Source organism: Pseudomonas sp. 20-5 (assembly GCF_056782835.1).
In genome coordinates, this window is record NZ_CM165584.1 from 1,425,751 (window position 1) to 1,437,957 (window position 12,207).

Consider the following 12,207-nt stretch of genomic DNA (forward strand, 5'->3'; position numbering starts at 1 on the left):
GCCATGGCTGACGGATTACGCGTAGCCCTGGTCGCCGGCGAGGCCTCCGGCGACATCCTCGGGTCCGGACTGATGCAGGCGCTGCGGGCGCGGCACCCGGATATCGAGTTCATCGGCGTCGGTGGGCCGCGCATGGAGGCCGAAGGGCTGTCCAGCTATTTCCCCATGGAGCGCCTGTCGGTGATGGGCCTGGTCGAAGTGCTGGGCAGGCTGCCGGAGTTGTTGCGACGGCGCAAGCGCCTGATCCGCACGCTCATCGAGGCCCGGCCGGATGTGATGATCGGCATCGACGCTCCCGACTTCACCCTCGGCGTCGAACACAAGCTGCGCCGGGCTGGCCTGCGCACCGTGCATTACGTCAGCCCTTCGGTGTGGGCCTGGCGGCAGAAGCGGGTGCTGAAGATTCGCGAAGCCTGCGACCTGATGCTGGCATTGTTCCCCTTCGAAGCACGTTTCTACGAAGAGCATGGGGTGCCCGTGCGTTTCGTCGGCCACCCCCTGGCCAACACCATTCCCCTGGAGGCGGATCGCGCTGCGGCCCGCGCGCGGCTCGGATTGCCGGCGGACGGACAGGTGCTGGCGCTGATGCCGGGCAGTCGCGGCGGCGAGGTCGGCAAGCTCGGCGCCTTGTTCCTCGACACCGCCCAGCGCCTGCTCGTCGAACGGCCGGGCCTGCGTTTCGTGCTGCCCTGCGCCAGCGCTGCACGGCGCGAACAGATCGAGCAGATGCTCCAGGGCCGCGAGCCTCTGCCGCTGACGCTGCTCGACGGTGCGTCCCATGAAGCGCTTGCCGCCTGCGATGCGGTGCTGATCGCCTCCGGCACCGCGACTCTCGAGGCGCTGCTCTACAAGCGGCCGATGGTGGTGGCTTATCGGGTCGCCGGGTTGACGTATCGGATTCTCAAGCGCCTGGTGAAAAGCCCGTACATCTCCCTGCCGAACCTGTTGGCCGGACGCCTGTTGGTGCCGGAGCTGATCCAGGACGCCGCGACTCCGCAAGCGCTGGCCGCAACCCTCTTGCCGCTGCTGGACGACGGCTCACAGCAGGTGGAATTCTTCGATGCCATCCATCGGGCCTTGCGCCAGGATGCCTCGGCACAGGCGGCGGAAGCCGTCCTGCAACTGGTGGAGCGCCGCTGATGCAACTGGGTCTGGATTTCAATCTGGTGGAGGATCTGGTCGCGGGCGTCGACGAGGTCGGTCGCGGTCCGTTGTGCGGCCCGGTGGTCACCGCCGCGGTGATTCTCGACCCGAGCCGCCCGATCCTCGGCCTGAACGACTCGAAGAAGCTCAGCGAAGCCCGCCGCGAGGCGCTGTTCGAAGAGATCCGCGAGAAGGCCCTGGCCTGGTGCATCGCCCGCGCCGAGGTCGAGGAGATCGACCGGCTGAACATTCTGCATGCCACCATGCTCGCCATGCAGCGCGCGGTCGAAGGCCTCAGCGTGACTCCGCGGCTGGCCCTGATCGACGGCAATCGTTGTCCGAAACTGGCGGTGCCCTGCGCGCCGGTGGTCAAGGGCGACAGCCAGGTGCCGGCGATCGCTGCGGCGTCGATCCTGGCCAAGGTCAGTCGCGACCGAGAAATGGTCGAGCTGGACCGGGTCTATCCGGGCTATGGCATGGCCGGGCACAAGGGATATCCGACCGCGGTCCATCTCGAGGCGCTTTCCCGCCTCGGCCCGACGCCGATCCATCGACGCTCGTTTGCGCCGGTTCGCGAATTGCTGGACGTCTCTGTTCAATAATTGAACGGATGTCGCGTGACTGACCGTATCTGTCGCCTGGTGACAAGCGGCGAGCGACGTCAATAGCGGAAAGTCCTGCCCCTTCCTGCCAAGTGCCATTCACAGCGAAATTTCCTTCGGCTCGCACGTCATTCCGTGTGTGTCCGAAACACGCGGCCTTCTACCCGGGAGGTCGGCTGACAACAATCCGCCACAAGCGGAACAGGGGAGTTATCCATGCAAGAATTCGCCACTCAGGTCGTCGACCTGCTCAACGGCCTTATCTGGGGCAAGATCCTCATCTGGCTGCTGGTCGGTTGCGGCCTGTACTTCACCGTGCGCCTGGGGCTGATCCAGTTCCGCCACTTCGGTCATACCTTCAGCGTGCTCAAGGGCAGCCGCCAGTCGGACGACTCGGGAATCTCCTCGTTCCAGGCGCTCTGCACCTCTCTGGCGGCGCGGGTCGGTACCGGCAACGTCGCCGGCGTGGCGGTAGCGATCACGCTCGGCGGTCCCGGCGCAGTGTTCTGGATGTGGGCGATCGCCCTGGTGGGGATGGCGACCGGCTTCGTCGAGGCGACCCTGGCCCAGTTGTTCAAGATTCGCGACGACAAGGGCCAGTTCCGTGGCGGCCCGGCCTACTACATGGAGAAGGGCCTGGGCGCGCGCTGGATGGGCATCCTGTTCTCGATCTTCCTGATCATCGCCTTCGGTTTCGTCTTCAACTCGGTGCAGGCCAATACCATCACCGGTGCCATGCAGGGCGCCTTCGGCGTGCCGACCTGGATCAGCGGCATCGCCGTGGTGATCCTCACCGCGTTGATCATCTTCGGCGGCCTGCGCTCCATCGCGCGCTTCTCCGAACTGGCGGTACCCTTCATGGCGGTGGCCTACCTGCTGCTGGCGGTGGGCATCATCCTGTTCAACCTCAGCGAACTGCCGGGCGTCCTCGCGATGGTGGTGAAGAGTGCCTTCGGCTGGCACGAGGCCGCCGCCGGCGGCATCGGCGCGGCGATCCTCAACGGCTTCAAGCGCGGCCTGTTCTCCAACGAAGCAGGCATGGGCTCGGCGCCCAACGCCGCCGCCTCGGCCACGCCCTATCCGCCGCACCCGGCGTCCCAGGGCTACGTGCAGATGGCCGGCGTGTTCATCGATACCCTGCTGATCTGTACCGCTTCCGCCGCCATCATCCTGCTGGCCGGACCGCAGGAAGGCGAGGGCATCATGCTGGTGCAGAATGCCCTGACCAGCCAGGTCGGCGATTGGGGCCGCTATTTCCTGGCGGTGATCATCCTGTTCTTCGCCTTCACCTCGATCGTCGCCAACTACTTCTATGCCGAGAACTGCCTGGTATTCCTCGAGCACAACCACCTGGCGGGCCTGTTGATCTTCCGCCTGATCGTGCTGGCGATGGTGATGTTCGGCGCGCTGGCTTCGCTGCCGTTCGTCTGGAACCTCGCCGACGTGTCGATGGGCCTGATGGCGATCACCAATCTGATCGCCATCCTGCTGCTGTCCAACCTCGCGATCAAGCTGGCCAAGGACTATAACGCCCAGCGCAAGGCCGGCAAGCTGCCGACCTTCGACGCCAGCCAGTTCCCGGAAGTCCAGCAGAAGCTCGAGCCGGGCATCTGGGACGACCGCCGCGCCTGAGCGCGGGGCGGGCGACGTTTCTCGGCGCAGCCGAGGCGCATCGTCCGCTCTTGAACCTGTAGCTTTGCCACCGGGCCCGGTACAATCCGGGCCTTGTCGTTTTTGCGTTATTTCTGCTCCGGGGCCTTCATGACCGTATCCTTCGTTCACCTGCGTCTGCATACCGAATTCTCCCTGGTCGACGGCCTGGTCCGGGTCAAGCCCCTGGCCAAGGCAGTGGCAGGGCTGGGCATGCCGGCGGTGGCGGTCACCGACCAGAGCAACATGTGCTCGCTGGTGAAGTTCTACAAGACCGCCATGGGCGCCGGCATCAAGCCGATCTGCGGGGCCGACATCTGGCTCGCCAGCCGCGAGGAAGATGGCCCGCTCAGCCGCCTGAGCCTGCTGGCGATGAACGCGAAGGGCTATCGCAACCTCACCGAGCTGATTTCCCGCGGCTGGAGCGAAGGCCAGCGCAATGGCGAGATCATCATCGAGCGCGACTGGGTCAAGGAGGCGGCGGAAGGCCTGATCGCGCTGTCCGCGGCCAAGGAAGGCGAGATCGGCCACGCGCTGCTCGACGGCGAGGAGGCCAAGGCCGAGGCGCTGTTGCGCGAGTGGATGGAGGTGTTCCCCGAGCGCTTCTACGTCGAAGTGCAACGTACCAGCCGGGTCAACGACGAGGAGCACCTCCACGCGGCGGTGGCTCTGGCGTCACGCTGCAACGCGCCGCTGGTGGCGACCAACGACGTGCGCTTCATCAAGCAGGACGACTTCGAGGCCCACGAGACCCGCGTCTGCATCGGCGAGGGGCGGACCCTCGACGATCCGCGGCGGCCGCGTACCTATTCGGACCAGCAATACCTGAAGTCGCCGGCGGAAATGGCCGAGCTGTTCAGCGACCTGCCGGAAGCGTTGGAAAACACCGTCGAGATCGCCAAACGCTGCAACATCGAGGTGCAGCTGGGCAAGTACTTCCTGCCGGACTTCCCCACGCCCAATGGCATGGGCATCGACGACTACCTGCGGCACGCCTCCTTCGAAGGTCTCGAGGAGCGCCTGGAGGTGCTGTTGCCGAAGGACACCCCGGACTACGAGGCCAAGCGCCAGGTCTATGTCGATCGCCTGAACTTCGAACTCGATATCATCATCCAGATGGGTTTCCCCGGTTACTTCCTCATCGTGATGGACTTCATCAAGTGGGCGAAGAACAACGGCGTACCGGTAGGCCCCGGGCGGGGCTCGGGCGCCGGCTCGCTGGTGGCCTACGTGCTGAAGATCACCGACCTCGATCCGCTGGCCTATGACCTGCTGTTCGAACGTTTCCTCAACCCGGAACGGATCTCCATGCCCGACTTCGACGTCGACTTCTGCATGGAGGGCCGCGACCGGGTGATCGACTACGTGGCCGACGCCTACGGGCGCAACGCGGTGAGCCAGATCATCACCTTCGGCACCATGGCGGCGAAGGCGGTGGTACGCGACGTGGCGCGGGTCCAGGGCAAGTCCTACGGTCTCGCCGACCGGCTGTCGAAGATGATCCCGTTCGAAGTCGGCATGACCCTGGATAAGGCCTACGAGCAGGAAGAAATGCTCCGCGACTTCCTCAAGAGCGACGAGGAAGCCGCCGAGATCTGGGAGATGGCCCTCAAGCTGGAAGGCATCACCCGCGGTACCGGCAAGCACGCCGGTGGCGTGGTGATCGCGCCGACCAAGCTGACCGACTTCTCGCCGATCGCCTGCGACGAGGAAGGCGGCGGCCTGGTGACCCAGTTCGACAAGGACGACGTGGAGGCGGCCGGCCTGGTGAAGTTCGACTTCCTCGGCCTGCGGACCCTGACCATCATCAAGTGGGCGATGGAGATCATCAACCGCGAGCAGGCCAAGAAGGGCCTGGAGCCGGTGAACATCGACTTCATCCCGCTGGACGACAAGCCGACCTATTCGCTGCTGCAGAAGGCCGAGACCACTGCGGTGTTCCAGCTCGAATCGCGCGGCATGAAGGAGCTGATCAAGAAGCTCAAGCCGGACTGCCTGGAAGACCTCATCGCACTGGTGGCGCTGTTCCGCCCGGGTCCTCTGCAGTCGGGCATGGTGGACGACTTCATCAACCGCAAGCACGGTCGCGCCGAGCTGTCCTATCCGCACCCCGATTACCAGTACGCCGGCCTGGAGCCGGTGCTCAAGCCCACCTACGGCATCATCCTGTACCAGGAACAGGTGATGCAGATCGCCCAGGTCATGGCCGGCTATACCCTCGGTGGCGCGGACATGCTGCGCCGGGCGATGGGCAAGAAGAAGCCCGAGGAAATGGCCAAGCAGCGCGGCGGTTTCATCGAGGGTTGCAAGAACAACGGCATCGATGCCGACCTCGCGGGCAACATCTTCGACCTGGTGGAAAAATTCGCCGGCTACGGCTTCAACAAGTCGCACTCGGCAGCCTACGGCCTGGTCTCCTACCAGACCGCCTGGCTGAAGACCCACTTCCCGGCGCCGTTCATGGCCGCGGTACTCACCGCGGATATGCAGAACACCGACAAGGTGGTGACGCTGATCGAAGAATGCCGGCACATGAAGCTGCGCATCGTGGCGCCGGACGTGAACAACTCCGAGTTCCGCTTCACCGTCGACGACGATGGCCGGATCGTCTATGGCCTGGGCGCGATCAAGGGCGTCGGCGAGGGGCCGGTGGAGGCGATCACCGAATGCCGCGCCGAAGGCGGGCCGTTCAACACCCTGTTCGACTTCTGCGACCGCGTCGACCTGAAACGCATCAACAAGCGCACCCTGGAAGCGCTGATCCGCGCCGGTGCGCTGGATCGCCTGGGGCCGCACTACCACGACGAGCTAAAGGCCTACCAGGCTACCGTCGACCTCAACCGCGCCGTGCTGCTGGCGGCGATGGAGGAAGCGATCCAGGCCGCCGAGCAGACCGCGCGCAGCCACGACAGCGGGCACATGGACCTGTTCGGCGGAGTCTTCGCCGAGCCGGAGGCGGATGTCTACGCCAACCACCGCAAGGTCAAGGAGCTGACCCTCAAGGAACGCCTGAAGGGCGAGAAGGACACCCTCGGCCTGTACCTGACCGGCCATCCGATCGACGAGTACGAAGGCGAGGTGCGGCGCTTCGCCCGCCAGCGCATCGTCGAGCTGAAGCCGGCGCGCGATACGCAGACGGTGGCCGGGCTGATCGTCAACCTGCGGGTGATGAAGAACAAGAAGGGCGACAAGATGGGCTTCGTCACCCTCGACGACCGCTCCGGACGGATCGAGGCCTCGCTGTTCTCCGAAGCCTTCGCCGCGGCCCAGTCGCTGCTGCAGACCGACGCGCTGGTGGTGGTCGAGGGCGAGGTCAGCCAGGACGACTTCTCCGGCGGACTGCGCCTGCGCGCCAAGCGCGTGATGAGCCTGGAGGAGGCGCGTACCGGCCTGGCGGAGAGCCTGCGGATGAAGCTGCACGCCGACCTGTTGAAGGGCGATCGCCTGCGCTGGCTGGGCGAGCTGTTCAACCGCCATCGCGGTTCCTGCCCGATCACCCTGGACTACACCAGCGCCGACGCCAAGGCCCTGCTGCAGTTCGGCGAGAGCTGGCGGGTGGATCCGGCGGACGATCTGATCCAGGCATTGCGTGACCAGTTCGGGCGCGACAACGTCTTCCTCAATTATCGTTAATCGCGATGGGCGATAACGCCGTTGTTCCGCGCTCTGCGGCGGGAAAACGCGGATCGCCCTTGCTCCCGGCTCGACCCCTGGCGCCCGATCCCGTAAGGTAGGGCGCCAAACGGAAACGGCCCACTAGAATCTGCGCACGACGGAAGCCTATGAACCCGAACTTTCTTGATTTCGAACAGCCGATCGCCGACCTGCAAGCCAAGATCGAAGAGCTGCGCCTGGTGGGCAACGACAATGCGCTGAACATCAGCGACGAAATCTCGCGTCTGCAGGACAAGAGCAAGGCGCTCACCGAAAACATCTTCGGCAATCTGTCCAGTTGGCAGATCGCCCAGCTCGCGCGCCATCCCAAGCGTCCCTATACCCTCGACTACATCGGCTACCTGTTCAGCGATTTCGAGGAACTGCACGGCGACCGGCATTTCGCCGACGACCCGGCGATCGTCGGTGGCGTTGCCCGCCTCGACGGTTCCCCGGTGATGGTCATCGGCCACCAGAAAGGCCGCGAAGTCCGTGAGAAGGTCCGGCGCAACTTCGGCATGCCGCGTCCGGAAGGCTATCGCAAGGCCTGCCGCCTGATGGAAATGGCCGAACGCTTCAAGATGCCGATCCTCACCTTCATCGACACGCCCGGCGCCTACCCGGGCATCGATGCCGAGGAACGCGGCCAGAGCGAGGCGATCGCCTGGAACCTGCGGGTGATGGCGCGACTGAAGACGCCGATCATCGCCACCGTGATCGGCGAGGGCGGTTCCGGCGGCGCGCTGGCCATCGGTGTCTGCGACCAGTTGAACATGCTGCAATACTCCACCTATTCGGTGATCTCGCCGGAAGGCTGCGCCTCCATCCTCTGGAAGACCGCCGAGAAGGCGCCGGAAGCCGCCGAGGCCATGGGCATCACCGCCGAGCGCCTGAAAGGCCTGGGCATCGTCGACAAGGTCATCGACGAACCGCTGGGCGGCGCCCATCGCGATCCGGCGAGCATGGCCGAATCGATCCGTGGCGAACTGCTGGCGCAACTGAAGATGCTCCAGGGCCTGGAAATGGGTGAGTTGCTGGAGCGTCGTTACGACCGCCTGATGAGCTACGGCGCGCCGTAAGCCATCCGGCGCACTGGTACGATCGACAAGCCCGGCATTCGCCGGGCTTGTCGCATGAGGAGCGCAAGCATGCCGGCGGTGCCGCTCGAATCCCGTCTGTTACAGGCCCTGGCGCCCTGGCGCGAAGCGGGGGGCTGGTGCGTGGCGTTTTCCGGCGGGCTGGATTCCACGGTGTTGCTGCATCTGCTCGCCCAACTGGCCCGGAGCGAAGCCTTGCCGGCGCTGTCGGCGCTGCATGTCCACCATGGCTTGCAGGCTGCGGCGGACGGTTGGCCGGCGCACTGCCAGGTGGTCTGCCGGTCGCTGGGTATCCCGCTGCGGGTCGAGCGGGTGCAGGTCGCCGTTGGCGGCAGCATCGAGCAGGCGGCGCGCGACGCCCGCTATCGCGCATTCCAGGCGAACCTGGGCGAGGGACAGGTGCTGCTCACCGCGCAGCACCTCGACGACCAGGCCGAGACCCTGCTGTTCCGCCTGTTGCGTGGAGCGGGCCTGCGCGGCCTGGCGGCGATGCCGGCGAGCCGGCCGCTGGGCGGCGGCCGCCTGTGCCGACCCTTGCTCGGGGTTTCCCGCGCCGAACTGGAAGCCTATGCGCAGACGCACCGGCTGGACTGGGTGGAGGATCCTTCCAACCAGGATCCGCGCTTCTCGCGCAACTACCTGCGCCGGGAGATCATGCCGCGTCTCGCCTCCCACTGGCCGCAGGCCGTCGCCGGCATGGCGCGCTGCGCGGCGCATCTGCGCGAGGCCGAAGACCTGCTGGCTGAACTGGCCGCCATCGACCTCCGGGCCTGCCGCCAACCCTCGGAACTGGATTGGCCGGACTGGCTGGATCTGCCCCGGATCGCCCTGGAGCCTCTGCGCCGCCTCAGCGCTGCGCGCCAGCGCAACCTGCTGCGGGCCTGGCTGGGGCAGCTGACGCGGTTGCCGGACAGTGACCACTGGGCCGGCTGGGAGTCGTTGCGCGATGCCGGCGACGATGCCGACCCGATCTGGCGCCTGGAGAGCGGCGAGCTGCGTCGCGGCGCGGGGCGGATCTGGTGGTTGCCGGCGGACTGGCGGGCGGCGGCGGGACCGTTCGTCTGGGAGCGTCCCGCTCATCCATTGCTTCTTCCCGGCAATGGTCGGCTGGCGTTGCTCGGCGAGGTTCCGGCGGGGCCGTTGCGCGTCGACTACCGGCGGGGTGGGGAGGTGCTGGCCCTGGCCGGGCGCGGTCGCCGCGACCTCAAGCGATTGCTCAACGAAGCGGGCGTACCGAGCTTCCTGCGCGGTCGTTTGCCGCTGCTCTTCCGAGCCGACGAACTGCTCGCGGTGGCCAACATTCCTGGCCTGGACAGTCCCCGCGAGGGGGGCTGGCGACTGTCCTGGAGCCCGCCGACGAACGACCCGGGTTTGAGCTAGTAAGCCGTTTCCAGTAGACTACGCTCCCGTCTTGTACTGCTCCCGCCGATTCCCTCCGGAATCAGCAGGAGTTTGCTTTGCCCACGGATTTGTCCGTGGCGGGAGCTGGCCTCCCTTCTCCGAATCCCCGGCGGTTGATCCCGCCTAAACGCTGACTTCTAGGGTTTTTCATGACGCGCTACATCTTCGTCACGGGTGGTGTTGTTTCTTCATTGGGGAAAGGCATCGCTTCGGCTTCTCTGGCTGCGATCTTGGAAGCGCGTGGCCTGAAGATCACGATGCTCAAGCTGGACCCTTACATCAACGTGGACCCGGGCACCATGAGCCCGTTCCAGCACGGTGAGGTCTTCGTGACCCAGGACGGCGCCGAGACCGACCTGGACCTGGGCCATTACGAGCGCTTCGTTCGTACCACCATGACCCAGAACAACAACTTCACCACCGGCCGCGTCTACATGGACGTGTTGCGCAAGGAACGCCGCGGCGACTACCTGGGCGCCACCGTGCAGGTGATCCCGCACATCACCGACGAGATCAAGCGGCGCATCATCAAGGGCGCCGGCGATGCCGACGTCGCCCTGGTGGAGATCGGTGGCACCGTCGGCGACATCGAGTCGCAGCCGTTCCTCGAGGCGATCCGCCAACTGCGCGTCGAGATCGGCGCCAAGCGCGCGATGCTGATGCACCTGACCCTGGTCCCGTACATCGCCACCGCCGGCGAGACCAAGACCAAGCCGACCCAGCACTCGGTCAAGGAGCTGCGCTCCATTGGCCTACAACCGGACGTGCTGGTCTGCCGTTCCGACCACCCGATCGACGTCTCCTCGCGGCGCAAGATCGCGCTCTTCACCAACGTCGAGGAGCGCGCGGTGATCGCCCTGGAAGACGTCGACACCATCTACCGCATCCCGTCGGTGCTGCATGCCCAGGGCCTGGACGACATCGTCGTCGAGCGCTTCGGCCTGGAGTGCGGGCAGGCCGACCTGTCCGAATGGGACCGGGTGGTCGATGCCAAGCTCAACCCCGAGCGTGAAGTCACCATCGCCATGGTCGGCAAGTACATGGAACTGCTGGACGCGTACAAGTCGCTGATCGAGGCGATGACCCACGCCGGCATCCAGAGCCGCACCAAGGTCAACCTGCGCTACATCGACTCCGAAGACATCGAGCAGCAGGGCACCAGCCTGCTGGAAGGCGTCGACGCCATCCTGGTCCCGGGCGGCTTCGGCCTGCGCGGCGTGGAAGGCAAGATCAGCACCGTGCAGTACGCCCGCGAGAACAAGATTCCCTACCTGGGCATCTGCCTGGGCATGCAGGTCGCGGTCATCGAATACGCCCGCAACGTGCTCGGCTGGAGCGACGCCAACTCCACCGAGTTCGATAAGTCCAGCGGCCATCCGGTGGTCGGCCTGATCACCGAATGGCAGGACGCGACCGGCGCCACCGAGATCCGCACCGAAGCTTCCGACCTGGGCGGCACCATGCGCCTGGGCGCCCAGGAGTGCCAGCTGCAGACCGGCACCCTGGTGCACGACTGCTATGCCAAGGACGTGATCGTCGAGCGCCATCGCCATCGCTACGAAGTGAACAACAACCTGCTGCCGCAACTGGAACAGGCCGGCCTGAAGATTTCCGGCCGCTCCGGCGACGGCGCCCTGGTGGAAGTGGTCGAGGCCCCGGAGCATCCGTGGTTCGTCGCCTGCCAGTTCCACCCGGAGTTCACCTCCACACCGCGTGATGGCCACCCGCTGTTCAGCGGTTTCGTCAACGCCGCGCTGAAATATTCCGGGAAGGCCTGAGCATGGCACAGAAGATCGTTCGCGTCGGCGATATCCAGATCGGCAACGACCTGCCGTTCGTGCTGTTCGGCGGCATGAACGTGCTGGAGTCGCGCGACCTGGCCATGCAGGTCTGCGAAGAATACGTACGGGTTACCGAGAAACTCGGTATCCCCTATGTGTTCAAGGCCAGCTTCGACAAGGCCAACCGTTCCTCGATCCACTCGTTCCGTGGTCCGGGCCTGGAAGAGGGAATGAAGATCTTCGAAGAGATCAAGAAGACCTTCAAGGTACCGGTCATCACCGATGTCCACGAGCCGTTCCAGGCCCAGCCGGTGGCCGAGGTCTGCGACATCATCCAGCTGCCGGCCTTCCTCTCGCGACAGACCGACCTGGTGGTGGCGATGGCCAGGACCAACGCGGTGATCAATATCAAGAAGGCCCAGTTCCTCGCGCCCCAGGAGATGAAGCACATCCTGACCAAGTGCGAGGAAGCCGGTAACGACCGCCTGATCCTCTGCGAGCGCGGCTCCTCCTTCGGTTACAACAACCTGGTGGTCGACATGCTCGGCTTCGGCATCATGAAGCAGTTCGAGTACCCGGTATTCTTCGACGTCACCCACGCCCTGCAGATGCCTGGCGGTCGCGCGGACTCCGCCGGCGGCCGGCGCGCCCAGGTCACCGACCTGGCCAAGGCCGGGCTCAGCCAGAAGCTCGCCGGGCTGTTCCTCGAGGCCCATCCGGACCCCGAGCACGCCAAGTGCGACGGTCCGTGCGCGCTGCGCCTGAACAAACTCGAAGCCTTCCTGTCCCAGCTCAAGCAACTGGACGAGCTGATCAAGAGCTTTCCTGCAATCGAGACTGCCTAGTCTCCTCAGACCGCCCCGTTCATTCACTTCGGAG

At 65.5% G+C, this 12,207-nt stretch carries 8 protein-coding genes; all 8 read left to right on the plus strand.

Annotated elements, in window-relative coordinates:
- The first annotated feature begins 3 nt into the window (after positions 1–3).
- The 8 genes from lpxB (at position 4) to kdsA (ending at position 12,173) form a co-directional block, all read left to right on the plus strand.
- Complete coding sequence (lpxB, locus tag AC1RB9_RS06685; protein WP_003453640.1) at positions 4–1,140, plus strand: lipid-A-disaccharide synthase; 1,137 nt, start codon at positions 4–6, stop codon at positions 1,138–1,140.
- Positions 1,140–1,745, plus strand: coding sequence for a ribonuclease HII (gene rnhB, locus AC1RB9_RS06690; protein ID WP_003098580.1), 606 nt, complete (start codon positions 1,140–1,142; stop codon positions 1,743–1,745). The genes lpxB and rnhB overlap by 1 nt, the downstream gene beginning before the upstream one ends.
- Positions 1,746–1,961: 216 nt before the next feature.
- Positions 1,962–3,377, plus strand: coding sequence for an alanine/glycine:cation symporter family protein (locus tag AC1RB9_RS06695; RefSeq protein WP_003092370.1), 1,416 nt, complete (start codon positions 1,962–1,964; stop codon positions 3,375–3,377).
- 129 nt (positions 3,378–3,506) lie between these two features.
- Positions 3,507–7,028 carry a DNA polymerase III subunit alpha gene (dnaE, locus tag AC1RB9_RS06700; protein ID WP_003453637.1) on the plus strand — a complete coding sequence of 1,174 codons (3,522 nt, stop codon included), beginning with the start codon at positions 3,507–3,509 and terminating at the stop codon, positions 7,026–7,028.
- Positions 7,029–7,177: 149 nt separating this feature from the next.
- On the plus strand, positions 7,178–8,128 hold the full coding sequence (gene accA / locus AC1RB9_RS06705) for an acetyl-CoA carboxylase carboxyl transferase subunit alpha (RefSeq protein WP_003109333.1): 951 nt from the start codon (positions 7,178–7,180) through the stop codon (positions 8,126–8,128).
- 69 nt (positions 8,129–8,197) lie between these two features.
- Positions 8,198–9,526, plus strand: a complete 1,329-nt coding sequence (tilS, locus tag AC1RB9_RS06710; RefSeq protein WP_003122145.1) for a tRNA lysidine(34) synthetase TilS — start codon at positions 8,198–8,200, stop codon at positions 9,524–9,526.
- Between the two features lie 170 nt (positions 9,527–9,696).
- A complete protein-coding gene (locus tag AC1RB9_RS06715; RefSeq protein WP_003092366.1) occupies positions 9,697–11,325 on the plus strand; it encodes a CTP synthase in 1,629 nt (542 codons plus the stop codon).
- Positions 11,326–11,327: 2 nt separating this feature from the next.
- Positions 11,328–12,173: a 3-deoxy-8-phosphooctulonate synthase gene (gene kdsA, locus AC1RB9_RS06720; protein ID WP_003092365.1), complete on the plus strand. Its 846-nt coding sequence runs from the start codon at positions 11,328–11,330 to the stop codon at positions 12,171–12,173.
- Positions 12,174–12,207: the final 34 nt, after the last annotated feature.

Bases quoted from the DNA above. Each gene is read 5' to 3' on its own strand.
- lpxB (WP_003453640.1), top strand. From the start codon at position 4: ATGGCTGACGGATTACGCGTAGCCCTGGTCGCCGGCGAGGCCTCCGGC.
- rnhB (WP_003098580.1), top strand. From the start codon at position 1,140: ATGCAACTGGGTCTGGATTTCAATCTGGTGGAGGATCTGGTCGCGGGC.
- AC1RB9_RS06695 (WP_003092370.1), top strand. From the start codon at position 1,962: ATGCAAGAATTCGCCACTCAGGTCGTCGACCTGCTCAACGGCCTTATC.
- dnaE (WP_003453637.1), top strand. From the start codon at position 3,507: ATGACCGTATCCTTCGTTCACCTGCGTCTGCATACCGAATTCTCCCTG.
- accA (WP_003109333.1), top strand. From the start codon at position 7,178: ATGAACCCGAACTTTCTTGATTTCGAACAGCCGATCGCCGACCTGCAA.
- tilS (WP_003122145.1), top strand. From the start codon at position 8,198: ATGCCGGCGGTGCCGCTCGAATCCCGTCTGTTACAGGCCCTGGCGCCC.
- AC1RB9_RS06715 (WP_003092366.1), top strand. From the start codon at position 9,697: ATGACGCGCTACATCTTCGTCACGGGTGGTGTTGTTTCTTCATTGGGG.
- kdsA (WP_003092365.1), top strand. From the start codon at position 11,328: ATGGCACAGAAGATCGTTCGCGTCGGCGATATCCAGATCGGCAACGAC.